At 37.9% G+C, this 27,000-nt stretch carries 23 protein-coding genes and 1 riboswitch; of the genes, 3 read left to right on the top strand and 20 right to left on the bottom strand.

The features are described from left to right. The 15 genes from DEU39_RS15545 to DEU39_RS15475 form a co-directional block, all read right to left on the bottom strand. Nucleotides 1-948, bottom strand: a complete 948-nt coding sequence (locus DEU39_RS15545) for a transporter (protein WP_120232561.1) — start codon at nt 946-948, stop codon at nt 1-3. A 12-nt stretch (nt 949-960) separates the two neighbouring features. Continuing rightward, nucleotides 961-2,010 (bottom strand): cytochrome-c peroxidase, encoded by a 1,050-nt coding sequence (locus DEU39_RS15540; RefSeq protein ID WP_120232560.1) that lies wholly within the window; start codon nt 2,008-2,010, stop codon nt 961-963. Further along, on the bottom strand, nt 2,003-2,833 hold the full coding sequence (locus DEU39_RS15535) for an MbnP family protein (RefSeq protein WP_120232559.1): 831 nt from the start codon (nt 2,831-2,833) through the stop codon (nt 2,003-2,005). Before DEU39_RS15535 ends, DEU39_RS15540 begins: the two co-directional genes overlap by 8 nt. A gap of 200 nt (nt 2,834-3,033) precedes the next feature. Beyond that, nucleotides 3,034-3,402: a hypothetical protein gene (locus DEU39_RS15530; protein ID WP_065119602.1), complete on the bottom strand. Its 369-nt coding sequence runs from the start codon at nt 3,400-3,402 to the stop codon at nt 3,034-3,036. Nucleotides 3,403-3,406: 4 nt separating this feature from the next. Further along, entirely contained in the window at nt 3,407-4,081 is a 675-nt protein-coding gene (locus DEU39_RS15525; protein WP_120232558.1) for a superoxide dismutase, read from the bottom strand. 182 nt (nt 4,082-4,263) lie between these two features. Next, nucleotides 4,264-4,941 (bottom strand): SCO family protein, encoded by a 678-nt coding sequence (locus DEU39_RS15520; protein ID WP_120232654.1) that lies wholly within the window; start codon nt 4,939-4,941, stop codon nt 4,264-4,266. Then, on the bottom strand, nt 4,928-5,203 hold the full coding sequence (locus tag DEU39_RS24445; RefSeq protein WP_062673491.1) for a YHS domain-containing protein: 276 nt from the start codon (nt 5,201-5,203) through the stop codon (nt 4,928-4,930). The genes DEU39_RS15520 and DEU39_RS24445 overlap by 14 nt, the downstream gene beginning before the upstream one ends. Before the next feature lie 211 nt (nt 5,204-5,414). Beyond that, a complete protein-coding gene (locus DEU39_RS15510) occupies nt 5,415-5,777 on the bottom strand; it encodes a hypothetical protein (protein WP_062673489.1) in 363 nt (120 codons plus the stop codon). Between the two features lie 405 nt (nt 5,778-6,182). Then, on the bottom strand, nt 6,183-7,832 hold the full coding sequence (locus DEU39_RS15505) for a heavy metal translocating P-type ATPase (protein WP_410493220.1): 1,650 nt from the start codon (nt 7,830-7,832) through the stop codon (nt 6,183-6,185). A gap of 378 nt (nt 7,833-8,210) precedes the next feature. Beyond that, entirely contained in the window at nt 8,211-8,630 is a 420-nt protein-coding gene (locus tag DEU39_RS15500) for a Fur family transcriptional regulator (protein WP_002983024.1), read from the bottom strand. A gap of 17 nt (nt 8,631-8,647) precedes the next feature. Then, nucleotides 8,648-9,544 (bottom strand): cation diffusion facilitator family transporter, encoded by an 897-nt coding sequence (locus DEU39_RS15495; protein WP_120232556.1) that lies wholly within the window; start codon nt 9,542-9,544, stop codon nt 8,648-8,650. 16 nt (nt 9,545-9,560) lie between these two features. Then, the gene (locus DEU39_RS15490) at nt 9,561-10,442 is read right to left on the bottom strand and encodes a bestrophin family protein (protein WP_120232555.1); all 882 of its coding nucleotides are present in this window, start codon (nt 10,440-10,442) and stop codon (nt 9,561-9,563) included. A gap of 131 nt (nt 10,443-10,573) precedes the next feature. Continuing rightward, nucleotides 10,574-11,803: an efflux RND transporter periplasmic adaptor subunit gene (locus tag DEU39_RS15485; protein ID WP_062673799.1), complete on the bottom strand. Its 1,230-nt coding sequence runs from the start codon at nt 11,801-11,803 to the stop codon at nt 10,574-10,576. A gap of 82 nt (nt 11,804-11,885) precedes the next feature. Further along, nucleotides 11,886-16,247: a CusA/CzcA family heavy metal efflux RND transporter gene (locus DEU39_RS15480; RefSeq protein ID WP_120232554.1), complete on the bottom strand. Its 4,362-nt coding sequence runs from the start codon at nt 16,245-16,247 to the stop codon at nt 11,886-11,888. A gap of 147 nt (nt 16,248-16,394) precedes the next feature. Further along, nucleotides 16,395-16,718, bottom strand: coding sequence for a DUF6660 family protein (locus DEU39_RS15475; protein WP_120232553.1), 324 nt, complete (start codon nt 16,716-16,718; stop codon nt 16,395-16,397). A 261-nt stretch (nt 16,719-16,979) separates the two neighbouring features. Between DEU39_RS15475 and DEU39_RS15470 the strand changes: the two genes are divergently transcribed. After that, a complete protein-coding gene (locus DEU39_RS15470) occupies nt 16,980-17,492 on the top strand; it encodes a hypothetical protein (RefSeq protein ID WP_147367598.1) in 513 nt (170 codons plus the stop codon). Between the two features lie 117 nt (nt 17,493-17,609). On the opposite strand, the gene DEU39_RS15465 is transcribed toward DEU39_RS15470, so the two are convergent. Both DEU39_RS15465 and DEU39_RS15460 read right to left on the bottom strand, forming a co-directional pair. Beyond that, nucleotides 17,610-19,103 carry a RagB/SusD family nutrient uptake outer membrane protein gene (locus DEU39_RS15465; protein WP_120232551.1) on the bottom strand — a complete coding sequence of 498 codons (1,494 nt, stop codon included), beginning with the start codon at nt 19,101-19,103 and terminating at the stop codon, nt 17,610-17,612. Between the two features lie 17 nt (nt 19,104-19,120). Further along, the gene (locus tag DEU39_RS15460) at nt 19,121-22,054 is read right to left on the bottom strand and encodes a SusC/RagA family TonB-linked outer membrane protein (protein ID WP_120232550.1); all 2,934 of its coding nucleotides are present in this window, start codon (nt 22,052-22,054) and stop codon (nt 19,121-19,123) included. Between the two features lie 83 nt (nt 22,055-22,137). Continuing rightward, nucleotides 22,138-22,236: riboswitch (SAM riboswitch) on the bottom strand. A 243-nt stretch (nt 22,237-22,479) separates the two neighbouring features. On the opposite strand from DEU39_RS15460, the gene DEU39_RS15455 reads away from it, so the two are divergent. Both DEU39_RS15455 and DEU39_RS15450 read left to right on the top strand, forming a co-directional pair. Further along, nucleotides 22,480-22,887, top strand: a complete 408-nt coding sequence (locus tag DEU39_RS15455; protein WP_120232549.1) for a type II 3-dehydroquinate dehydratase — start codon at nt 22,480-22,482, stop codon at nt 22,885-22,887. A 74-nt stretch (nt 22,888-22,961) separates the two neighbouring features. Then, nucleotides 22,962-23,402 carry a hypothetical protein gene (locus DEU39_RS15450; protein WP_120232548.1) on the top strand — a complete coding sequence of 147 codons (441 nt, stop codon included), beginning with the start codon at nt 22,962-22,964 and terminating at the stop codon, nt 23,400-23,402. A 50-nt stretch (nt 23,403-23,452) separates the two neighbouring features. Here DEU39_RS15450 and pckA read toward each other — a convergent pair whose 3' ends face one another. From pckA to fabD, 3 genes are all read right to left on the bottom strand, one after another. After that, nucleotides 23,453-25,069: a phosphoenolpyruvate carboxykinase (ATP) gene (gene pckA / locus DEU39_RS15445; RefSeq protein WP_062673465.1), complete on the bottom strand. Its 1,617-nt coding sequence runs from the start codon at nt 25,067-25,069 to the stop codon at nt 23,453-23,455. A gap of 127 nt (nt 25,070-25,196) precedes the next feature. Further along, nucleotides 25,197-26,102, bottom strand: a complete 906-nt coding sequence (locus tag DEU39_RS15440; protein WP_120232547.1) for a GYDIA family GHMP kinase — start codon at nt 26,100-26,102, stop codon at nt 25,197-25,199. Nucleotides 26,103-26,111: 9 nt separating this feature from the next. Continuing rightward, nucleotides 26,112-26,987: an ACP S-malonyltransferase gene (fabD, locus tag DEU39_RS15435; RefSeq protein ID WP_079240177.1), complete on the bottom strand. Its 876-nt coding sequence runs from the start codon at nt 26,985-26,987 to the stop codon at nt 26,112-26,114. Nucleotides 26,988-27,000 lie beyond the last annotated feature (13 nt).

The following is a 27,000-nucleotide window of genomic DNA, read 5'->3' as shown; positions in this document are numbered from 1 at the left end:
TTAAATTCCAATATTCAGAAAAATACTGAATCTTGATTGAGCTTCAATATCTCCTCCCGCCAGATGCGTGTACATGGGAAGCATGATTTCACTTCCCAGGCTCAGCTTTTTGTAAGAGGCTTCAAATCCCAGTTTTCCGTACAAAGCACTACCAGCAGTATTCGGCAGTGCCTCATCAAACTGTTTGTTCTGAGCGTAGACTTCACCCTGAACCCCTGTTTTTACAGAAAAAATGGACTTTTCATTTCCTGCAACCTGATAAAAACCTGTTGCTGCATAGTTCCATTGGTTTCCAAAACGGTAATTTTTCCTGTTCTCTGTTTTAATGGTGTAATCTGTATTGACCAGTACAGCTACTTTATTTTTCTGAAACTTATAATTCAAAGCGGCCTGATAATCCCAGCTTCCGGTTCCCAGCTGAAAGCTTGGGTTGACACCGGATGCCCCTTTTTCATCAAACTTCCCGAGTGGAATTTTCAAGCCCAAACCTCCGCTCAGATGATGGAAATTATCTTTAGAGCTCATCAGCTGGTAAATTCCCATCAGGTTTAAATCTCCTATTCCATTGATTCTGATATCTCCCTGCATCGTTTTCTTTTCATGGAAATGGAAGGGCAGACTTGCATAAACACTTAGTTTTTTAGTCAGTGGAATCTTCCCCCACAGCTGCAACGTATTGAAATACTGATCCTGCGTGAGGTCTTTTACAAATAAGTTTTCCTTGGCTTTGTAATGCTGTGCAAAGTATTTGATTCCGATAAACTGTGGATTCAGCAAAGATTCAAAGCCGGAAGATCCATTTCCTGCTGCACAGCCACAGGCATCACAATCATCATCAAAATCGAATCTGTTAAGCGTTTCGGGAGCAACATAAGCACTGTCTCTGATGGTTTTTGCCTGATACTGACTAAACACGATCAAACTTACTATCAATATAATCTTCTTCATGTTTTTTATAAATTATTCTGCAAATTTTGGATTGGATATAAAACTTTTATCTGATAATGTTTTCAGGAACGCAATGATGGATTGTTTTTCCTGACTGTTCATGGCAATTCCTATGTGACCATTCTGTTTAAGTTGAGGATCAAGATTGACATTATCTTCTACCTGATCCGAATAGAAATTAAGAACCGCATCTAATGTATAAAACCTTCCGTCATGCATATAAGGTGCGGTATATTCTACATTTCTCAGACTCGGAACACGGAATTTCATCCAATCTACCTGATTCAGGCTCACTCTGTATCTTCCTGCATCCTTGAATTCTGTATTGTAATACATTCCGGTATTTCTGAAACTCTCATCCGTAAACAGCTCTCCGCTATGACAGGAAGCACATTTCTGCCCGAACAAAGTCATTCCCTGGGATTCTATTGAAGTCAATTGTTCTTTTCCCTGTCTGAATCTGTCATATTTTGAATCTGCAGAAATTAAAGAAGCCATAAACTGTGATAATGCTTTTAAAATTCTTTCTCCGGTAATGGTTTCGTCTCCATAAGCTTCTCTGAACAGTTTTTTATACTTATGGTCATCTTTTATTTTCGAAATAGCTTCCGGTATGGAGCTGTCCATTTCATTGACGTCAGTAATCGGGCTGATAGGCTGCTCATTCAGATTGTGAATCACTCCGTCCCACATATATCTTTTCAAAAAAGCCATATTCTGAATGGGCGGTGCATTCCTGATTCCGATTCTGTCGTCTACCCCATGGCTCACCGTATGACCATGATGGGTAAAAGCATTTTCCTGAATATGGCAAAAACCGCATGAAATGGTATTATTTCTTGAAAGTCTACCTTCATAGAATAATTTTCGTCCTAGCTCCACTCCATTTTTGGTCACCGGATTAATGGATGTATCAAAAGTCATTTCCGGAAAATAAGAAGGAAACTCAAGATTGTAGGCTTCATCTTTTTCCAATGGCTGAATCACCTCATCAGAACATGAAATGCAACTCAATACAAATACAAGCAGAACCAGTATCGTTTTAACAAAAAAATTAATCATTGTGAACGTGGTCTACTTTAAACATTTTTGTAAGATTGTTGGTAACATCTACCAGGTGCTGGTTTGAACCCATCAGCATATCATTGGCTGTGCTAAGTGTAAGTGTCCTATCTCCGCTCAAAAATTGGTTCAGGTCTGCCAGAATATGGACAGAAGGACGAATTTTTGCCGTTACCCTTGCTGTTGTCGGAAGATTCAGTGTAATTTCGCGATAAAGATCAGGAGTATTGTTGGCTGCAGTATTTCCCATATTTCCTGTGTGATTCATAAATTCTTTTGAAGGAGAATCTGTACCGTATTTCCCTTCCAGTTTTACAAATACATAACCGGCAGCCCATGACCAGGACATTCCCTTCTGCTTGGCTTTTGTCCAGAATTCAGCCTGTCCGTCCTGTCCCAGCAAATACGCTTTTTGACTCACACCTAATCCAAATCTTATTTTTTTGTAATTGTTTTTCGGAACGCCATCCAGATTAAGATAAACAATTCCGGCTACCGCATCTGCCTGATCTACGATAAAAGCTCCTTTGTCAGGATTATTTTCGTTGTATTTAAATTCGTTTCCGTTTTCGTCTATCAATGCAATATTACTGATGACGTATTTCAAAGCAGAAAAATTATGTTTCTGACCATTGGAAGAAGTCTGAACCGTTTGATTCAATACGATATCTCCTACATTGTTAAATCCGTTTTCAAATTTGATCTGAAGTTTTCCAGGCGTAGTATCCTGTGAGTTCTCATCATCCCTGCTGCTTTCGCAGGCTGTAAAAGAGAATACAGTAAAGGCAATAAAGAATAGCGATAAAAATTGAGAAATTTTCATTGTTGATTTTTTAAGTTAAATTAATTTGAATGGCTGTAACAGCATTGTTTTTTTACCACAAAAAGCACAAAAGTTCTTACACTTAAGTTTATTAAGTGATACGTATTATGTTCAGAAGAGCACTTAAACTTTTTAAAAATCTTTGATTTTTAATTGAGTAAGCTTTTGTGACTTTTTTGGTTGAATAGTGATAGTTTAACTTAAAAAACCGGTGGTTTGAAAATATGGGTAAGAAACAGAAAAGAATAAGCTGTTTCGTAAGTGAAATTGAAACTGAAAAACTGACGTCTTTCCGTAGTGTTGACCGTTGTAGTTTCAGGAAGAATATAGGTATCAAGAATTTTCTGTCCTGAGTTTTTTATTTTTTGAAAAGGTGAAGATTCTGAATCATTGGCTTTGGCGAGCTCTTTACTCAGGTAACATTTTCCGTTACAGTGAACCTCCGGTCTGGTTTTATTGATACAGAGAACTTTAACGATATAATCATAATTTACAGCATACTCTACCACGGGCACTAAAGGTCTTAGCACCATATAGAAGGTAAAAAGTATGCTGTACAATATTTTCATCAGATTATTTCTTGCTTATCGCTTCATCATATCTTCTGCTGATTTCTTTCCAGTTGGTAACATTCCAGATCGCGGTAAGATAATCTGCTCTTTTATTCTGATATTTTAAATAATAAGCATGCTCCCATACATCAATTCCGAAGATTGGAGTTCCTTTTTCTTCTACAACATCCATCAAAGGATTGTCCTGATTAGGAGTAGAGGAAACAAACAGTTTTCCATCTTTCCCTACAGAAAGCCAGGCCCATCCTGAACCAAAACGGTCTGCACCTGCCTTAGACATTTTTTCCTTAAAAGCATCCATACTTCCGAAAGTTTCAGTGATAGCTTTTGCTAATTTTGCTGAAGGCTGTGTATTTTTCTGAGGTGTAAGAACCGTCCAGAACAATTCGTGGTTGTAGTGTCCTCCTGCGTTATTTCTTACAGCAGCAGGCAATTTTGAAACATTGGAAAGAATCTGAAACAAAGTTTCTTTTTCCTGTGGAGTTCCAGCAATAGCTTTATTCAAGTTAGCAGCATACGCTGCTCCATGTTTTGAATAATGAATTTCCATCGTTTGGGCATCAATATTTCCTTCCAAAGCATTATAAGCATAAGGGAGAGGCGTCTGCTTAAACTGAGCCATTGTAAATTGGGCCGCGAAAACTGCAGTTAGAGCAGCTATTTTCAAAATCTTCATAATTTTTTTGTTTATGGTTGAACAATGTTTTCTTTTTAAGCGGGAGGATGGGTGATCGATGCTGGAAGTAATTGATGTTATAGCCTAACTTCTTCAACTTCTATTTCCTTTTACAGCCATCTCAAAAAACTGCTAGAGCTTCATCGTCTGGAATAACTTCCAGCTTCCGGCTCCCTTCCTCTCTATTTCAATAATTTTTTAATATCCTCAATCAGAATTTCTCTGTCCGGGTGATATTTTCCTGTCAGCATTGGTGTTTTACCTTCCGGATCTCCATAATTCAGTCCTGAGTAATACAGAATAGGCATATTTTCCTTGTTGTATCTGCAACGGATATTTCCTTCCTGATCTACCAGCGCAATCATTCCGCTGTGGTTCAGGCTTTCTCCTTCATCTTCTTTATCACCTACGTAGATATTAAACTGATCCGCAAGTTTTCCAATATAGGTACGGTCTCCGGTCAGGAAATGCCAGTTCGGAGATTTTGCACCAATTCTTTGCGCATGTTCTTTCAAAGCTTCAGGCGTATCATTTTCCGGATCAATACTGATGGAGATAATGCCGAAGTTGGGATCATTAATCTGGTTTTGGATGGCCTTCATATTGGTATTCATCACCGGGCATATCGTAGGACATTTGCTGAAGAAAAATTCTACGAGATATACTTTTCCCAGCATATCTTTATTGGTAACTTTTTTACTGTTCTGATCTGTCAGTTCAAAGTCCGGAACTTTCATCACAGTATAAAGGTTCTTTTTAAAATACCCCATTCCCACACCTATTCCCAGGAAAAGCAATGCAAATACCGCAATGGGTATGATCACTTTACTTTTATTTTTGGTCTTTTTATTTTTGGGCATATCTTTCAGGACTTTTTTTGAATTCACCTTTGCAGGAGACACTGCAAAAACCGTACGTTTTATTTTTATACACAGCAGTATCTTTTATAGATCCGGCAGTTTTCATGTGGCAGACAGGATCTTCTTCGTTCACTACCTGTACATTTTCTATTTTCTTCCCCGAGGAGTCCATGTGGCTTGCATGCTTTACCTGAGGAGTTTCCTTGGCACACGACAGTAATGATACTGACAGCAAGGCAGTCAAAATTATAGGAGATTTCATTTTAATGTTAAATTGAAATTAATAATGTTAAATAAAGTTATGATACCATATACAAGTCTGAAAAAAGCACAACAATTCTCAAGAAGAACTGATGTATTTCTTATTGCTTACAATGGTTCATTTGAATTATAGAATGCATCTTTAATGGTTTACTAATGAAAGCTTTATAAACTTCCATCTTACAAACTAAAAATATAGTTTATAATAAAAATTAAACCAACGGAGGATGGAAAATCCTTGAAAAGTATTCTGAAGAATGAGAATTAAAATAACTTGAATCGGGAATTTCAGAAAGTGATTCCGAATTCAAATGAGCGGAGAAGGAAAGGATATCGTGAGAAATAAAAACATCTAATCCAGCAATCTTTATGGTTTGGGAGCTATTGGACTGTTTTTCTGTTTTAGCCAGCTCTTTTTCCACGTAGCATTTTCCTTTACAGGTTGACTGTGGTACATTTCTCTTCTCACAAAGGTTTTTCACAATATAATCATAATTCACGGCATAATTTACCAATGGCAAAACAGGACGTAATGCAACGGTAAAAATGATGAATATGGAAATGAATAACCTCAACGATTTTGTTCTCTGTTACAAATATACTACTTCAAAACTGTTTTATAACAGATTTATGATGAATGTCATTATGCTTATCTACTGTTACCTATAAAAATCACAAAACTGTGCCTGTCACCGGAATAATTTTATCCCGAACTTTGAGTAAGACTTTAGACCTAAATAAAAATTTAGTTCTTTATATACAATTTAATCTTGTTGATAAAAGCTTTGCTGATGTTTTTGGCAGAGCTTTTTTATATTCTTTGTTTTGTTGGAAATCGCCAAGTCTCAAGTTCTTTTTAAAATGCTTACTGTTTTAAGACGCAAGGATTTTATCTCCGATAAAGTTTAAAAACAAAAGCCCTACTGAGATTCAGCAGAGCTTTTATTGAATATAATTGAGTTGTGTTTATTATTTGCTTGTTAAAATTTCATTCTTTGGATTCTCACCGCATTTAAAATAGCCAGCAATGCTACTCCTACATCGGCAAACACAGCTTCCCACATGGTTGCTAATCCACCGGCTCCCAGGATGAGAACAACAGCTTTTACAGCAAAGGCAAGGACAATATTCTGCCAAACGATCTTTTTAGTTTGTTTTCCGATATTGATGGCCATTGGGATCTTACTTGGTTTATCATCCTGAATTACTACATCTGCAGTTTCAATGGTGGCATCACTTCCCAAGCCTCCCATCGCAATTCCTACATCGCTTAAAGCCACTACAGGCGCATCATTCACTCCGTCTCCTACGAAAGCTACCGTCTGGTTTCTGGCTTTAATTTCTTTAACCTTGTTTACTTTATCTTCAGGTAACAGGTCCCCGAATGCATTGTCGATACCCAGTTGATCTGCTACATATTTCACAACGGTACTTTTATCACCGCTCAGCATTGTTGCCTTCACATTCATTTTATGCAGCTTGTCTACGGTTTCCTTAGCATCTTCTTTGATGCTGTCTGCAATAGTGATATAACCTGCAAACTTTTTATCATAAGCCACCGCAATTACCGTATATACAATATTGGAGTGGTTAAGATCATAACGAATGTTGAACTTATCCATCAGCTTAAAGTTCCCAACCAGAAGTTCTTTTCCGTTAATAATCGCTTTCAATCCGTGACCAGCTATCTCTTCTACATTTTCCAAAGGAATGCTGTGATTGATTTCTCCAACATAATTGTGAATTGCTGTTGCCACCGGATGGGTACTTTTACTTTCAAGAACATTAACCAGCTGAAGAATTTCTTCTTTATTAAATTCAGGGCTCATACTTACTTCCTGAACTTTGAATACGCCTTCCGTCATGGTTCCTGTTTTATCCATTACCACATTCTGAATCTCTGCAATACTGTCCAGGAAATTACTTCCTTTGAATAAGATTCCGTTTCGGCTAGCAGCACCAATTCCTCCGAAATATCCTAATGGAATGGAAATAACAAGGGCACAAGGACAGGAAATCACAAGGAATATCAATGCTCTGTACAGCCAGTCTCTAAACTGATAATCGCTCACAAAGAAATAGGGCAGTAAACAAATTCCAACGGCAAGAAATACCACGATGGGCGTGTATACTTTCGCAAATTTTCTGATGAACAATTCTGTAGGGGCTTTTTGGGCCGTAGCATTCTGAACCAATTCCAGGATTTTACTCAGTTTACTGTCTTCATATGCGGTATTTACTTTTACCAGAGCAATACTGTTCATATTGATCATTCCGGCAAGGACTATTTCTCCTTTATTTTTGGTATCGGGTTTACTTTCTCCCGTTAAAGCTGCCGTGTTGAATGAAGCCGAATCTGAAAGCAATTCCCCATCCAGCGCCAGTTTTTCACCGGGTTTCAGCTGTATGACGTCTCCAATTTTAGCTTCTTTAGCCTTCATAGTCTTGGGCTGATTATTTTCCATAACCGTTACCTCATCAGGACGCTGATCCAATAATGCTTTTATATTTCCTTTGGCTCTGGTAACCGCCATAGACTGAAATACTTCTCCTACCGCATAAAAAAGCATTACTGCTACTCCTTCAGGATATTCTCCGATGGCAAAAGCACCAATGGTTGCAATGCTCATCAGAAAGAATTCTGAAAACACATCTCCCTTAATGATACTTTTATAAGCATCTTTCAATACCGGAAATCCTACAGGAATATAAGCTGCCAGGAACCATACTAACCGTACCCAGCCTGTAAACCATGCAGGTTTTATATAGTTATCAAAGGCAATTCCCAATAATAAGATGATAAAGGATATAATGGCCGGCACAAACATCTGAAAGACCGTCTGACCTCCGGAGTCATGAGAGTGATCATGTCCGTCATGGTCATGTCCGTCTCCTTCTGCATGGTTATGTTTGTGTCCTTTTGTATCTGGTTTTTCCGGGGTTGTACTACAGCATTTTTCCATAACTGAATATTTTTATACAAATGTAAAGATGAGACTGATGCAATGCTATTGCAAACTTTCAAGACAGTTTTCGCAGATTCCTTTGGCAAAGAGTCTTATTTCGTCAATCCTGAAATTGGTCTGGATATTTTCAGGGAAAGAAATATCTTCTTTGCAGGTAGTCTGCTTGCATATTTTACAGTAAAAATGCAGATGCCAGTCTTTGTGTGTTTTTTCATCACAATCGTCTTCGCAGAGTTTGTATTTTGTGGTTGTATTTTCCTGAATGCTGTGAACAATTCCTTTTTCTTCAAAGGTTTTCAAGGTTCTGTAGATGGTAATTCTATCAGCATTATCAAAATGATTTTCTATTTCAGAAAGGGATAAAGCAGCTTCCTGAGAACTTAAAAAATCATATACCAAAATCCTCATACTGGTGGGTTTGGTATTTTTATCAATGAGTTTGTGTTCTATATCTTTTTTCATTGTAAGCTTTTAAATGGTTACAGATGGGCTTCAGTTTCTTCATAGCCTTCTTCTTCAATCTGAAAAGTGGTATGACTGATTTTAAAGTTACTAACCGTAGTATCTGTCAATGTTTTTAATAATTGATTCTGGGAATATCCATTCTCTTTTACAACATGCGCGCTCATCGCATTGACACTGGATGTTAGCGACCAGACATGCAGATCATGAACATCTTTCACTCCGGGAGTGCTCTCCAATGATTGGCGAAGTGCATGAATATCCACATCTTTAGGTGTTCCTTCCAGCAAAACATTAATGGCTTCTTTCAACAGCCTCCATGTTCTTGGAAAGATTAATAATCCGATGGCAGCTGAGATTAACGGGTCGGCATAATACCAGCCTGTTGTCAGCATAATTACTCCGGCTATCATTACTCCTACTGAAGTAAGCATGTCTGAAAGTACTTCAAAGTATGCACCTTTCATATTGAGACTACCTTCTGAATCTTTTCTGAGAATCATCATTCCGACAATATTAACGATCAATCCGATTCCGGCTACAATCAGCATTGATTTACTTTGTACTTCCGGCGGATTCTGAAAACGCTGATAGGCTTCAAACAAAACATAGATCGAAATGGCCAATAACACCACTGCATTGATTACGGCTGCTAATATTTCTGTCCGATAATAACCATATGTTCTGGAAGGATCTGCTTTTCTTTCTCCTATTTTAATGGCAATATATGCCAGCAATAATCCTACCACGTCGGTCAGCATATGAGCTGCATCAGCCAACAATGCAAGACTGTTGGTAATGATTCCTCCTATTACCTCAGCAATGAGATAGGTTCCGCTAAGGCAGAGAACAATCAGAAGGTTCTTTTTATGTCTGCTTCCTGCAGAAACGGTTTGTGTTGGTTTACTTTCCATATTGTGTATGGTTTAATTACATTTCATAATAAGATGTATTTTCTTTTTTTGGGGGAACATTCTGCTCACCGATCATCTGTCTGATATTGATCTCTATGGTCCGTGCCAGAGAAGTCATGGGTGTATCTACAGGACTATTTTCAAACGGATCCTGCATAATGATGGATGTTTTTTCAATGGCAATGAATGTCACCGGAACCAGGAAAGTAATGGCAATTTCTACCAACAGCTGCGAATCATCGAGTCCAAACGGAAGGATGGCGGCAAAAACATAGATCAGAATATGAACTAAAACACTGTATGAGCGTGGAAAGACTGTATTCTTCAGTCTTTCACATTTTCCCATACTGTCGCATAGTCTTGTAATGATATCATTGAGTTGCATCTGTTGAAAATCGGTCAGTCCTTTGGAAGCTGCAATTTCTTTCAGCTGTCTGGAGTGTTCGTCCAGAATTGCGTTGGGAATGTTGGCTGCTTTGATCTGATGTTGATCCAGATACTGCTGAACTTTTTCAGAAAATGGAAGTTTTCTCAGTGATTCTCCAAGTGCATAAGTCCAGATGATCTGTCTTTCGGCAAACTTTTTTATTACTTTATTTTCTCCTGCCGGCATAAACTGAATGATCAGTCTCACAAAAGTTCTGGAATCGTTGACAACAGCACCCCAAACTGTTCTTGCCTCCCACCATCTTTCGTAGGATTGGGAAGTACGGAAGGCCAGCAGTAATGATACTGCTGTTCCCAGGAGTGCCGGAATATTTAAAGGCAGTGAGATCTTGCGAAACCATGGCAATTCGTCCAAAAGATCAATAGTGACGGAAAATATTCCCATCAACAGAATTTGGGTTTTTATTTCACGGATGAAATACCAGACTGATATTTTTTTGTTTAATAACATAATCGGGTTATTTATTAAAATTCGGTGAGATCATTTTCACTTTTCCAGCCGTTTTCATTCAATAAAAAATTACGTAAACAGCTCTAATGTAAGGATTAAAATCGACAATTTACTGGTTCCGGTAGCTTTCATTAATGTTCGTGTTCTCCGGAATTTACCAGTTTTGCATTCACAAAAAATGCTCCTTTTACTACTATTTTTGCATTGTCAGGAATATTTCCTACCGGAGTTATCGCGGTATATCCCATATCGGAAGTTCCTTTTACCACTTCTATTTTCTCAAAGTTTAAGGTTTTCGGATGAGGTTTTCCTTTTTCTTTGTGTTCTTCCTCCGCTTTTTTATCGGTCTGGACAAATACAAAATATTTCCCATCTGCTTCTACAATGGCCTCTGTAGGAACTGCAGGAGTTGTGCTTTTATCAAGGCTTACAATTCCGGTGATATTCATTCCATCAATCAGACCGGATTTGTTTCCGATCACTTCACAATGCATAGAGATGGTTTTACTTTCGTTTTCAAAAGAAGATCCTATGCTGTAAATTCTTGCATCATATTCGGTTTCCGGATTGTTCGTCAGTTTAAAATGAACAATCTGTCCTACTCTCATTTTAGGAAGATCTTTTTCAAAAACCTGAAGATCGAGATGAATAGAACCGTTATCAATTACTGTAGCAACAGGAGAAGAAATATCCACATAGCTTCCGATCTGTGCGGTAATACTGCTGATTGTTCCACTGATGGGTGCTGTAATCACCAAACCGGATTTCATATTTCCATTGCTTACTTTTCCAGGGCTTATTCCCATCATCTGAAGCTGTTTTAGAAGGGATGCTCTTTTTGTTCTTAGTGTTTTCAGTTCAGCATCGGCACTCTGAAGATTTTTCTTTGCGCCTGCATCATTATCAAAAAGCTCTCTCTGCCTTCTGTATTCCTGTTCTGCATAGGTTATTCTACTGTTGGTAGTCAGATAATCTTCCTGAAGCTGGATATATTCCGGATTGGCAATGGTGGCAATGACCTGTCCTTTCTTTACGATACTTCCCACCTGAATATTGATGGTTTTGATGATTCCTCCATACAGAGAAGTGATGGTTGCTTTATTGCTGTTGGGTACACTCAGCAAACCATTAGCTTTTATGGTAGATGTCAACTCTTTCATTTCTACATTTCCTAAAGCCACTCCTACAGACTTCATCTGCTCTTCTGTAAGGGAAGCTATTGTTTGTGGAGCTTCTTCGTGAGCCTGTTCTTTCTGTTCTGTTTTTTCAGGAGCTTTTTCTTCCGAAGCTTCTTTTTTTCCACAGCTTGTTAGTAAGATTGAGATCAGGGCGAGAGGGATGATATTATATTTGAGTTTCATAAGTAAAAATGTATTTTGTCTGATGCTGTATGCCATTGTTTTTATTGATACGGCATAAAGTTTTATAAGCAGCGACTTCATATTATTTGTTTATAATGGAGTTAATAGTAACTACAGATTGGTTCACCTGCTGGATGGATTCCAGATATTTCAACTGGATATTTGTGGCAGTCTGCAGGGCAAAAAGATATTCCACATAGGAAATTTCTCCTGTTTTATATCCTAGCTGAGCTGCTTTTACAATTTTCTCTGCGTTAGGCAATGCCTGGCTTGTATAGTAATCATACTGCTGTAAATCCTGCTGATACTGGCTGAAGGCATTTTCCAACTGAGCAGAAAGCTGTTTCTGCTGCATTTTAGCATTGGTTTCAGCGACCTGTTTTTCATATTCGAGCGCCTGAATTCTTGCTTTCGTCGCTCCAAATGTTAACGGTATTGCTACTCCTACTGTTGCTGACTGAAAACGTTTTCCTGAATTATAAAAATTCTCCTGTCCGTTAATGGTATGCAGACCTATCAAAGACTGATTGGTGTATCCCAAACTGAAATCTGGCAGTCCGAGGGATTTTTCAACTTTCTTATTTTTTTCGGCGATCTCCATTTCCTGGTAAAAAGCTTTTACCGTAGGATTGTTGGCAACCACAGCACTGTCGAGGACATTTTCTGCTTTTAAAGGAGCATAATCTTTGTTAAACGGAACCTCAATATCTTCTGAAGTGTTCATCAGGGTTTTTAAATTCTTGTAAGCGTTATTCAGATAAACTTCATTTTGTCTGAGCAGCAGATCAATTTCTCCTTTCTGGGTTTCTGCAGTACTGATTTCTATTTTCTTGATATCACCTGCTTTAAATCTCACGGTCGCAATTCTGATAAACTCTTCATAATATTGATCCAGACTGGTCAGCTGGGCCTTGTTATACTGAAGGTATTCAATCTGGTAATAGTAGGTACGCACCTGTTTTATCAGCTCATTGGCTGTAATCTCCTTATCAATCTGCTTGCTTTTAATATTCTCACTGATTAAATCTTTTCTTGCTTTAAAAATTGTCGGAAAAGGAATACTCTGTGAGATCGCAAACGACTGGTCAAACTTCGGGCTGTTGTATTGTCCAAGCTGAGCTTCAAAGCTTAGTTTCGGAAGTTCTTTTGCTGTTGGTCTTAATGCTTCGGCAGATTTAATACTTAAGTCTTTTGACTGCAGGGTTAAGTTATTATTCACAGCCTGCTCTACCGCCTGTTCCACAGAAACAGGTCTGGACTGTGCTTTAAAAGTCTGTCCCAGCATCATCAATCCTACAACAAGAACTGCTGTAAACATTCCCGTATTATTATTTTTTCTTTTCAAAATCTTTGTGTTAAAAATGATATACAGCATCGGTAAAACGAATAATGTAAGGAATGTTGCCGTTACCAGACCCCCAATTACTACTGTCGCCAAAGGTTTCTGTACCTCAGCTCCGGCTCCGGTGGAAATAGCCATTGGCAAAAATCCCAATGAAGCTACGGTAGCCGTCATTAATACCGGTCTCAATCTGGTTTTCGTTCCTTCAAAGACTCTTTTCAGAATATCCGTTTCACCTTCTTTTTCTAATTGATTGAATGTTCCGATCAAAACAATTCCGTTCAATACCGCTACTCCAAAAAGAGCAATAAACCCGATTCCGGCACTGATACTGAAAGGCATATCTCTTACAAGAAGGGCAAATACACCACCGATCGCACTCATAGGAATCGCTGTAAAGATCAATGCAGCCTGCTTGAATGAGCGGAAAGTAAAATACAGCAGCATAAAAATAAGAAGCAATGATACCGGAACAGCGATCATCAGACGTTGGCTTGCTTCCTGCAGGTTTTCAAACTGACCTCCGTAGGTAAAGTAGTAACCAGAAGGCAGTTTCACCTTCTCCAGTTTTGCCTGAATATCTTTCACCACACTTTCCACATCACGGTCTTTTACATTGAACCCGATCACAATTCTCCGTTTTCCCTGTTCACGGCTGATCTGTGCCGGCCCCAGCTTATAACTTATATTAGCCACCTGTGACAATGGAATCTGAGCTCCGCTGGCGGATGTTATCATCAGGTTATTCACATCTGAAATATCGGTTCTGTGAAGACTGTCCAGGCGGACAACCAGATCAAAACGTCTTTCATTTTCAAATACCTGTCCGGCAGCTTTTCCTGCAAAGGCTGTGCTTACTGCATTATTGACATCTTCGATATTCAATCCGTAATTGGCTATTCTTGTTCTGTCATATTGAACGTTGATTTGTGGAAGACCGCTCACCCTTTCAATCTGAGGTGCCGTAGCTCCATCTACAGTCTGAATGATTTTACCGACTTTATCCGCATACATCGCTAAAGAATCCAGGTTTTCTCCAAAGATTTTTACCGCCACATCCTGTCTGATCCCGGTCATCAACTCATTGAAACGCATCTGAATAGGCTGGTTTTTCTCAAAAAATACTCCTGGAATGGTTTCCAGTTTTTCACTGATCTCATCCGCGAGTTCGTTGTAGGATTTCTTGGTTTTCCATTCACTTTGCGGTTTTAATACTACGATCATATCGGTTGCTTCAGGAGGCATAGGATCTGTAGGAACCTCAGCAGAACCGGTTTTCCCAACGACCATTTTCACCTCATCAAACTGTTTGATAATTCTTGATGCCTGCATGGAGGTTTCTATACTCTGACTCAGTGAGCTCCCCTGCGGTAAAATACAATGGAATGCAAAGTCTCCTTCCTGCAGCTGCGGGATAAACTCCCCACCCATATTTTTAAAGATAAAAGCAGAGATAAGGAAAACGACAGCCGTTGCTGACACGATAATATATTTTACTTTGATAGCTTTCTGCAGTAGGGGCTGATATACCTTTTGCAAACGGTTCATCATTTTATCAGAGAAGGTTTCTTTGTGGGATATTTTCTTAGATAAAAACAAAGCGCTCATCATCGGAATATAAGTCAGGGAAAGAATCAATGCTCCCAGAATGGCGAATCCTACTGTTTTTGCCATTGGAGTAAACATTTTTCCTTCTACGCCTGCAAGAGTAAGAATCGGGATGTATACGATAAGAATGATGATTTCTCCGAAAGCCGCACTGCTTCTGATCTTTGAGGCAGAAAGGAATACTTCTTCATCCATTTCAGACTGTGTTAAAGCACAGGTCGATTTCCTTACGCCTAAATGATGCAGGGTTGCTTCTACAATAATCACGGCACCATCTACAATCAACCCGAAGTCTATGGCTCCAAGACTCATCAGATTGGCGCTTACCCCGAAAACATTCATCATTCCTAAAGCAAATAACAAGGAAAGCGGAATGGCCGAAGCCACGATAAGCCCGGCTCTCAGGTTTCCAAGAAAAATGACAAGAACGAAAATAACGATCAGTGCTCCTTCGATGAGGTTTTTCTGTACGGTATTGATGGCTCTGTCTACAAGGTCTGTTCTGTCCAGAAATGGCTCTATAATAACATCATCAGGAAGAGATTTCTGAATGGTCGGAATTTTTGCTTTGATATTGCTGACCACTTCATTACTATTAGCCCCTTTCAGCATCATGACTACTCCACCCACAGCATCTACCTTTCCATCATAAGTCAAGGCTCCGTAGCGAACGGCACTTCCTAAACGAACATCAGCAACATCTTTTATAAAAATCGGAACGCTTCCTGTTTCATTTTTAACCGCAATGTTTTTAATGTCTTCCAAAGAGGTAACCAAACCAATTCCACGGATGAAATAGGCGTTGGGTTTTTTATCAATATAAGCTCCTCCTGTATTCTGATTGTTTTTTTCGAGCGCTGTAAAAATTTCAGTGATACTTGTTCCCATTGCCTTTAAGCGATTGGGATCAATAGCCACTTCATATTGTTTTAATTCTCCTCCGAAACTGTTGATTTCCGCTACTCCCGGTGTTCCGTTCAGTTGTCTGCGAACGATCCAGTCCTGCATGGTACGGAGCTCTTTGGCATTGTATTTCTTTTCGCTTCCTTTTTTAGGGTGAAGAATATACTGATAGACTTCTCCAAGACCCGTACTTACGGGAGCCAGCTCGGGAGTTCCTACACCTTTGGGAATTTCTTCTACAGCATTTTTAAGCTGTTCATTGATAAGCTGTCTCGCAAAGTAAACATCTACATTTTCTTTGAACACTACTGTAATCACAGAAAGCCCAAATCTTGAAATACTTCTTGTTTCCTGAATATCGGGAACATTGGCAATACTCTGTTCAATAGGAAAGGTCACCAGCTGTTCCACTTCCTGTCCTGCCAATGTAGGACATACGGTAATAATCTGTACCTGGTTATTGGTGATATCCGGTACAGCATCTATCGGTAATCTGGTGGCACTCCATGTTCCCCAGATGATCAGCACCAACGTCATCAATCCAATGATCACCTTGTTTTTGATACTGAATTTTATAATTTTATCTAACACGATTTGTATTTAATTTTTATTGAAAAGTGAATGCACACAGTATAAAATACTGCAGCAAAAATATCCTGAAAAACTCTGCAATGGTATTGCAAAGTTTCAAGCACGAATAAGTACCAGAAAGCATAACTTTCTAAAAATCAATAAAAATTAAATTTTAGGAGGCTGCCAGATAGGATCGTAAACCTGATAAGCAAAGTCGTTTTTGTGGAATAAAATCTTCTTTGAAAAGTAAGCAGGAATCTGCTCGGGAATCTCCAGTAAAGGATCCATCTTAAATGCTGAAACTGTTATCTGACAACAGCTGCAGGCACACAGCGGAGAACAGATATCTCCTTTTTCTTTTGAATGGTTTTCCTGAACACTCAGGGAAACTATTTTATTCCCGGAATTCTGTGGATGAGACACATCAGCACATGGCATCAATGATAGCGCCATGAAATAAATTGCCAGTATCCATCTTAAGAGGTTCATGGTACAAAGGTAGAGATTTTTTGTAAAATGAATTATTTATTGAGCATTTACCCAATATTCTTTACGGAAAAACTTATTCACAAATACTATACCAGTCCTTTATGATAAAAATAAAATTCATATCATTGAAAATAAAAAATAACTCAACATCAAAAAGCATATATGAAATATTCTCTTGATCACCTTTTGTTCGCTTCAATAAAAATGAAGTGAAACAACCTGACCTTTCCACTATAGCATACAAATAAAAAATTTTTGATTATGATTAAATATATTTTTTCAATACTCTGCATGATGGTATTTTTAAACAGCTGTGGACAAAAACTATACAAAATAGAAAAAGATAAATATGATGAACCCTTATTAAATGATAAAGTACAATATTCATTTAAAGAAAAACCTTCTGAAGAAGATTTAAAAAAAATTGATACTACCACATATTATGTTCAGGTCTTTGAGGGGAGATATTACAATGAAGGAGAAATGAAGAATCCAAGGATAATTATTTTTCATAATGATGGTTTTTTCAAGAATGAATCACTTATGTATTTTGGAAAATTTGATGAGCATAGAGGAAAAAATTCTGTTTATTATGGAGGAAAGTATAGAATAAAAAATAATATCATCCAACTAGAACAATTTGGAAAATCTCCAGATTCAAAAAATTGGTATACAAGGAGAGTAACTAATGGTAAAATAGATGGTAATAAGATTATTTTTAATGAAGGTTTAGTTTCCATTTTTGAGAAAAGAAAAACTTTGCCCGTAAAATAACAAGATCTTTAATTGGAGAGTGGATACTTTTCAATGACTTATACAAAAATTCTTAAAGACAAAAAGCCACCGCAAAAGCAGTGGCTTAAAAAAATCAATCTAATTATGGACTAAATCTTATAAATTCGGGTTATTCTCAAATTCTCTTTGTGGAATACTGAATAAATAATAATTACTATTGGGTGTAAAAGCAGATTTATCCGGGAAATCAAGAACAGAATGCCCTTTACCGTCTACTGTTTTCACAGTTCCGTCCGGTGTAGTAATCTGAACTTTTATAGGTTTTCCATCAGCATCTACAAACGGTTTTCTTACTACTGTACCCTGCGTTCTGATAATATCTGAAAGGGAAAATCCTTCTCCGAATAATTCTTTTCTTCTCTCGATCAACACTGCATCTACCACAGCATTTTGTGATAACGACCCATTATAAATATTGGCATTTCTTGCTGATTTCAATTGGTTCAATACGGCTACTGCCTGAGAAACATTTCCGTTTCTAGCTTCGGCTTCAGCTTCGATCAGGTACATTTCTGCAGCTCTCATGTACACAATATCTGCGATAAGGGTGGGTTTAAATCTAAACTTGGCATACCTCAGCAATCCTTCTCTACCTTTCTGTCCGTCCCATGAAAACAATTGAGATCTGATATCATTAGTATCAAAAAGGTCTTTAAAATAAGGATCCGCCATAAAGCTGTAATAATAACTTCCTGAGGAAGATACATCCAGATAATGGAAGGCATAACTTTCATCAGACTGTTCCTGGGTCTGTGCATGTCCCCAGATCCATTCTGCGTTGTTGATATCATTGAATCCATCCTTATATTTTTCCGGAGCCATGAGAGAAAATCCTTCCCTTGCGATTTTTGCTGATGCTGAAGCTTTGCTCCATTCTCCTGTATTCAGGTAAGTTCTGGCAAGAAGTCCGTTGACTACAGCACGATTAATCTTATCTTTATTATTTCTTGTATAAGTTTTCAATAGATTGTCTGCATCAGTAAGATCACTTTTAATCAATGTATAGATTTCTTCAAGGCTTGCTCTCTTCTTCCCTACTGTGCTTGTTGTGGAAGGTTCTGTATAAATCGGGGCTGTCAATGCTGATTTGTCTTTAAGATAGCTGAACTGATAAAAGCTCGCCAGATTCAGGTAACAGAAAGCACGTAAGGCTTTTGCCTGTCCTTTCACTTGATCCTTTTTCTCCTGGCTGCCTTCCGTTCCATCAATTCTTGTAATCACATTATTCATATTATTAATTGTGGAATACAACATCGTCCAGATAAACAGCGGGCGGCTTGCTGTACTGTTCACCATTTCTGTAAAGGCATAGGCAGAAGCGAAACCATATTTATTAGTCAGTACTGCCACATCACTTCCCATGGCATCACTGGCTCTCAACACAGTGGAATACCCGATATTGGCATAGGTTGTTCCATCATTATTAAATTTTGCCCAGGTACCATTCACCACTGTTTCGGCACTTTCGGCTGTTTTGAAAACTTCTACGCTGCTGGCCTGATCAGTAGGAGCTGTATCCAGCTCACTTTCACAACTTGCTAGCGACAAAAATCCGATAAGAGCAAACGATAGATATTTTAATTGTTTCATTGTTTCAATTTTAAAGGTTAAAGTGTTGCCTGAAGACCAAAAGTGATCGTTCTCATTGCAGGATATCTGTAATACGTTGTTCCGTCCAACGCCTGCTCAGGATCCATTCCCTTATGTTTGTAGAAGGTCAGAAGGTTTTCTGCCTGGATATAAATTCTGAATTTTTTCAATCCTATTTTCTCAAAATAATCCTCAGGAAGTGTATATCCTAAGCTTACATTTTTAAGTCTTGCATAAGTACCTGAATACAGGAATCTTGAAGAGGTTGATGTCCAGTTATTTGTTGTTGTGCTCAATGCGGGAACATCTGTATATGGATTATCCGGTGTCCATCTGTTCAGTATTTCAGAACTCCACGCACGTCCTCCGGCACTTCCGTTATGCATGATGGAAGTATAATCGGTATCTAAAATTTTACCCCCGATTTTGAATGTCAGTAATCCTGAAAAGTCAAAATTCTTATAGGTAATGCTTGTACTGATTCCTCCTGTCAGTTTCGGCAATGCGGAACCTTGCAGTAGTTTTGTTGCTTTTGAGTATTCCGAAGTAGTTCCTTCCACTGAATTTCCACTAGCATCGGTAGAAACTGTTTTCCACAATGGTTTTCCATTGCTTGGATCTACACCCACCCATTCCGGAATAAAGAAATCATATACAGAACCTCCTACCGTTAATAACTTTGTTCCCACCACAAGAGAACCTCCCGGTAATTTGGTTACTTTGTTGTTTAAAGTGCTTAGGTTAACATCAACATTCCATTGGAAATCATCATTCTTAATAGGTGTTGTGAACAATGAAAATTCAAATCCTGTATTCTGAATGGTTCCGATATTGGCAGGATAATCACTGATACCCAACGATGGTGCCACCGGCATATTAAACAGAAGATCCTGGCTTTTTCTTTTGAAGTATTCGATATTCCCTTTAACTCTGTTATTCAAAATAGCGAATTCCAATCCTACGTTTAAATTAAGGTTGGTTTCCCATTTCACATTATTAGTGGAAGTCTTTTCAAGAGTTGTACCCGGTTCTCCGCCAAGGCTGATAAATCTGTACAGCTCCTGATAAGCATAATAAAGCGGCTGTCCGTTAGGTCTAAGTAATTTATCATTTCCTTGTCCTCCGTAACTGGCACGCAATGTCAATTGATTGAATACATTCAGGCTTTTAATAAATTCTTCATTGGATATTTTCCATGAACCTCCTACTGACCAGAATCTCCCCCATCTGTTATCTTTTTCAAATCTCGAAGAGCTGTCTGCTCTTCCCGATGCAGATAAAAAGTAAGTATTATTGTAGTCATACTCTACTTTTCCAAGGAAACTCAATAAGCTTAATTTATTACTGTTTCCACTGAAACTTCCCAGCAGAGAAGCAGCATCCGGCTCATAGTAATAAGGCAGTGAAAACTGACTTCTTGTTCCTGAAATCGTCTGATAATCGTATTTGTAGAATTCGTGTCCTGCCAGTGCATTAACGTGATGCTTTCCAAACTTTTTATCGTACGTAAGGATATTACTGGTTGTATAAGATAGTGTTCTGGTATTGGTTTTCGTCACTGAACCTCCAATTTCCGCTCCTTGCCCAAGTAATGGATTTGAATAATAATGACCGTTATAATTCACCAAATCAACTGAGAAGCTTGTTTTGAATTTCAGTTCCGGCAGGAAAGTGAATTCCATGAATCCTTTTCCTGAAAAGTTATCTTCTTTATTTTCGTTTTTGTCTAATGGTAAAGTTGCAGCCGCATTCTGATTTTGAAGTGCATTTGTGGGCCTGTACTTTCCAAAATCATAAATCGGATTTCCGTCAGCATCTAAAACGTAAGTTCCGTCAGCATTTCTTTCATAATAAGGATAGAAAGAAGGAATAAACCTTGCGGCATTGATGATATTGCTCGCCTTGGAATCTGAAGAAGTTGGTGCCTGCTGAATACTGTTGGTATAGCTTAAGTTGACTCCAACATTTAACCATTTCTTCACTTCCGAATTGATTTTTAATCTGGTATTATATCTTTTAAAACCGGATTCAATCGCCATCCCTTTATCATCCAGATACCCTAGTGAAAAGAAGTAATTACTTTTATCACTACCTCCGCTGATATCAAGATCCATCTGGTTTCTTGATGCCACTCTCTGTAAAACATCTCTCCAGTCGTCATTCCAGAGTGGTGATGCACCAGGCAATAATTTCCCATCTGTTCCCACCGGTTTTGGATAAGCAGTTCCATATGGATTAATTCCAAGGGTAGAAACAAGATTATCCGTTGCCATCTGAGCAGCCTGCTGAGAAGAAACTTTACTGGACTGATATCCGTTTCTTAATGCTTCCCAATATAATTGAAAGTATTGATCCGTGTTTACCTGTTCATAATCTTTGACAGCTCGTCCTGAGAATCCCTGACTGATATTAAAATTAACTCTGGCTTCTCCTTTTTTCCCTGATTTTGTAGTGATGATAATAATCCCGTTGGCTCCTCTTGAACCATACAAAGCACTTGCTGTAGCATCTTTTAAAACACTTATAGATTCAATATCGCTTGGGCTAATGGAGTTCAGGTTTCCATCAAAAGGAATTCCGTCCACTACATATAAAGGATCACTGGAAGCACTGATGGAACCAATACCTCTGACTCTGATGGTAGAAACCGCACCTGGCTGTCCTGATGCACTGGTGGTCTGAATCCCCGCAACCTGGCCTTCCAATGCTTTGGTGATATTGGTTACAGGTCTGTTATTAATCTTATCACTTGAAATGGTCGCTACAGAGCCGGTATAGCTGTTTCTTTTAGCTTTTCCGTAAGCCACCACTACTACTTCATCAATCTCCTTTTCATGAAGGCTATCTTTTTTCGGTCTGGAATTCTGTGCACTTACACTGGTTACTCCCAGAAAAAAAGCAGCAACGGGAGGTATCCAGGCTTTAGAATTGAATAAATTTTTGCTAATCATAATCAATTTTAGTTATCATATATTAAAATTTAGCCATTTGCAGAAAAATCAGCAAAGGGCATCGATAAATACGATAAACCAAATGCTTATTTTTCCTTAAAAGGCTGAACGTAACACCTTGCCCCACGGGTAGGTTGTCAAGACTTCATAGGGTCAGTTCCCTCCATCTTTCTTTATAAGCCGATCGAAATATGGTTGCAAAGCTAAAAACTTTTAGTCTACAAAACAAGTAGACTTATTTATTTTTCATGATAAATTTTCAAAAATTAACGTAATTTTTTAATAAAACCCATCACAATAAAGAGTTACAAGCTTTGCCACTTTCTTAAACATGACAAATATCATTATCAATAATTCAATACAACAAATTAAATCTGTCCAGAAATTTTTGATCTTTAATTGAAAAAAGTTTTTAATTTTATGGTATGAAAGTTTTGATCATCAACGGCCCTAACCTCAATCTGTTAGGCACAAGAGAACCGGAAATCTATGGAAATGTTTCTATGGAAAGCTATTTGGAAAATTTAAGATCCGAGTTCCAGACCCATGAATTAAAATATTACCAGTCTAATATTGAAGGAGAACTTATCAACAGACTTCAGGAGGATGATTTTGATGCCTTAGTAATTAACCCCGGAGCTTTTACTCATTATTCTTATGCTATTGCTGATTGCTTGAAAAACATTCGCAAGCCAAAAGTAGAAGTACATATCAGTAACATTTATAAAAGAGAGGAATTCCGACAGAAATCTGTAACGGCAGCCAATACAGATGCCGTTTTATCAGGCTTTGGAATGGATGGATATAGGCTGGCTTTATTAAGCTTGAAGTAATTTTGTTACTTATCCTTTTCCCATGAATTGCACAGATTTCTACAGATAATTATGGATAAGTATCAGAGTAATTTATGAAGATAAAAGATAAGGTTTATTGCAAAGACATTGGAATATATTCCGGGCAATTGACGAAAAGAAAAAACTATATCGTTGAAGAAAAAAATGCGGAAAATATAAGAATCTGGAATGACGAAGGAAAACTGAGGTGGTATTCTGATTTTTATTTTAGTTTAAACAATGAACCGGAAATAACTTCTATTCATATTGATGATGAAATTGAAAATATTGAATCTGATGCTATAGAAGTAAGTATTGAATTTTCCGACAAAACAAAATATGGGATGACCTTCACTACCCCGCAGTATTTAGATAAAATATTGGACAAAGAGTCTTACTTTTCTTCAAAACACTTTATGATTATAAAATACCTCACTGAAGAATCAATCAAATCAACCGTCCTAAAACTGGATGAACAGAACGAACTGATTGAAAACTGTAAAAAATATGAATAAAAAAAAAGCCTCATCACTGATGAGGCTTTTTGTATGTTGATTGGCAACTATTAGATAGTTTGTTCCTGCAATTGAGGTCCTGAAGCTACTAATTTTTTACCTTCTTCAGTATCACAATACTGCTCAAAGTTCTTGATATATCTTGAAGCAAGATCTTTTGCTTTTTCTTCCCATTCTGAAGCGCTCTCATAAGTATCTCTAGGATCTAGAATACCTGTAGAAACGTTTGGCAATTCAGTAGGAATTTCAAGGTTCATAATTGGAACCTGAGTTTTAGGAGCATTATCAATAGAACCGTCAATGATGGCATCAATAATTGCTCTGGTATCTTTAAGAGAAATTCTCTTTCCGGTACCATTCCAACCTGTGTTTACCAAATAAGCCTTAGCGCCGTGCTCTTTCATTTTGCCGATTAATGTTTTAGAATACATTGTCGGGTGTAAGGTAAGGAATGCTTCACCAAATGCAGGTGAGAAAGATGGTTGAGGTTCTGTAATTCCTCTTTCAGTTCCTGCCAATTTTGAGGTATAACCGCAAAGGAAGTGGTACTGCGCCTGATCTTCATTCAGGATAGAAACCGGAGGAAGTACTCCGAATGCATCTGCTGAAAGATAAACAATCTTTTTGGCATGACCTGCTTTAGAAGGCAATACAATTTTGTTGATATGATAGATTGGATAAGAAACTCTTGTGTTCTCAGTGATAGATCCGTCTGTATAATCTGCTACTCCATTGTTAACAACAACGTTTTCAAGAAGAGCATCTCTCTTGATGGCAGCGAAGATATCCGGTTCTTTTTCTGCAGATAAGTCGATAACTTTAGCGTAGCATCCACCTTCATAGTTGAATACTCCGTTGTTATCCCATCCGTGCTCATCGTCACCGATAAGGTATCTTTTAGGATCTGCTGATAAAGTTGTTTTACCAGTTCCTGAAAGACCAAAGAATAAAGCTACATCACCTTTTTCTCCTACGTTAGCAGAACAGTGCATAGAAGCCATACCTTTTAATGGAAGATAGTAGTTCATCATAGCAAACATCCCTTTCTTCATTTCACCTCCGTACCATGTACCTCCGATAATCTGTAGTTTTTCAGTAAGGTTGAACATAATGAAGTTTTCAGAGTTTAATCCCTGAGCTTCCCAGTTCGGGTTGGTAGTCTTTGATCCGTTGATTACTGTGAAATCCGGCTCACCGAAGTTTTCAAGTTCGTAATGAGAAGGACGAATAAACATATTAGTAACAAAATGCGCCTGCCATGCCACTTCAACGATAAATCTTACTTTAAGTCTCGTATCCGCATTCGTTCCGCAGAATGTATCTACTACATAAATCTTTTTAGATTCTGCAAGCTGGTTCAGCACTAGTTCTTTACAAGACCCGAAAATTTCTGCTGTTGTAGGTAAGTTTACTTTACCATCCCAGAAAATTGTGTCTCTTGTAACATCATCCTGAACAATATATCTGTCTTTAGGTGAACGACCTGTGAAAATTCCTGTTTTTACTGATACTGCGCCTGATTCTGTAAGCTCAGCTTTCTCAAACCCCTGATTTTCAGGAGAAACTTCAGCCTGATATAATTCTTCATAAGAAGGATTATACACTACTTCATAGTTTCCTTTAATCCCTAATTTCTCTAAATCCTGGATGATTTTAGTGTTTTTCATTTTACTTATATTTTCTATTTCTTTATTGCTTTCAACAAAAATAATATTAATTATTTGTTAAAGGTGGTTTAAATATACTGATATAAGTCAGAATGGCAAATAAAAAAACAGGATTATAAATACCTGATTACAAATCAATTATATTTTCCCATTCAAAAATAGTTGTAAAACCTTTCTCCCAAAAATAGTTCTTATAGTCCCCAAATTTGGCACTCATTACAAAATCTCCCCCCCATGCGCCTAAACTTTTGACAAATGAAGGGCAATCTGAGAATAACCTTTCCTTAACTGTGAGAATTTCAAGAAAATCGGCAATTTTATATTCATGAGTCATCATTAATTCGGAAAAATTTTCCAATTCATGACATAACAATATTTTTTTTGTAAGATCTGAAAATTCGTCAACCAATTTCGGAGACTTCTTTTTGGACTTGTAAAAATTGATTCCCTCTCTGCTATCCTGCTTCTGATTTAAATGAATAAAAATCAGTTCATTTTTAAAGGACGGACTAAAATCTACTTTCTCATATTTTATCTCAGGCTTACTTTGGAAAAGCACTGCGGACTTTTCTTTTGCAACTGCAATGTCATATCCACTTCCTCCCAAGCTGATAGAGTTAAGATGGAAAGGATTAATCTCTGCCCATTCCGCAAGATTATTCATCAGCGTAGAACTGCTTCCAAGCCCATAATCCGCTGGAAACTGAAGATTGGTTTTTAAATGGTAAGTAAGATCAGTTTTGAATTTACTATTAGAAAGCAGCTGAACATTCTGTAATGTTTTGGTAATAAATTCAGCACTTGATGGAATATTGGTTTCTAAGACCTGCCAGGTTTTATAATCAATGACAGCCTTCAACCATAGTTTATTCTGATGATAGGCTTCCCAAAGAACAAGGGATTTTCCATCTTGTTTTTCTTCAAAGAAAAACTCTTGTCCCAGCCTGGTAGGTACCGCTAAGACAAGAGCTCCATCTATTGCGAAATATTCTGAAGTAAGCATAAGCTTGCCCGGTGAAAATATCGCGTTCATATTTTTTGTTTAGATTGCAGAAGTAGCTTCTACTGATCCGTCAATTTTTTTGATCAATCCCTGAAGGGTTTTTCCTGGTCCTACTTCCACGAAGTTAGAGGCACCATCTTTAATCATATTCTGAACAGACTGTGTCCATTTTACTGGACCGGTAAGCTGAGCGATCAGGTTTTGTTTGATCTCATCAGGATTGGTTACCGCTGTTGTCGTGATATTCTGGTATACAGGAATAGTTGCTTTTCTGAATTTTGTCTTTTCGATAGCTGCGGCCAGTCTTTCCTGTGCAGGCTGCATCAATGGTGAGTGGAAAGCTCCGTTTACTGGCAATAGCAACGCTCTTTTAGCTCCTGCTTCTTTCAGTTTTGCGCAAGCTTCTTCTACTGCAGGAGTTTCTCCTGAAATAACCAATTGCCCCGGGCAGTTATAATTTGCAGGAACAACAATTCCGCTGATCTGTGCACAGATTTCTTCAACCTTAGCATCGTCTAATCCTAAGATAGCTGCCATAGAACTTGGATTTGCATCACAAGCTTCCTGCATTGCTTTCGCTCTTTCAGAAACTAATTTCAAACCATCATCGAAGGATAAAACTCCGTTGGCAACCAAAGCTGAAAACTCTCCTAAAGAGTGTCCTGCTACCATTTCGGCACCAAGACCATTTACTGCTTTTAATGCTGCTACTGAATGTATAAATATTGAAGGCTGGGTAACCTCTGTTTTCTTAAGATCCGCATCCGTACCGTTAAACATAATGGAAAGAATGTCGAAACCTAAAATTTCATTGGCAGATTCCATCAGATCTTTAATATCTTTTCTAGAATCATACAATTCTTTTCCCATTCCTACGAACTGAGAACCCTGCCCTGGAAATACAAGTGCTTTCATGTATTGAATTAAA

Source organism: Chryseobacterium sp. AG363, assembly GCF_003610675.1.
GTDB lineage: Bacteria > Bacteroidota > Bacteroidia > Flavobacteriales > Weeksellaceae > Chryseobacterium > Chryseobacterium cucumeris.
Note: the sequence above shows the minus strand (reverse complement) of the source record. Positions and strands in the feature narration are given on the sequence as shown.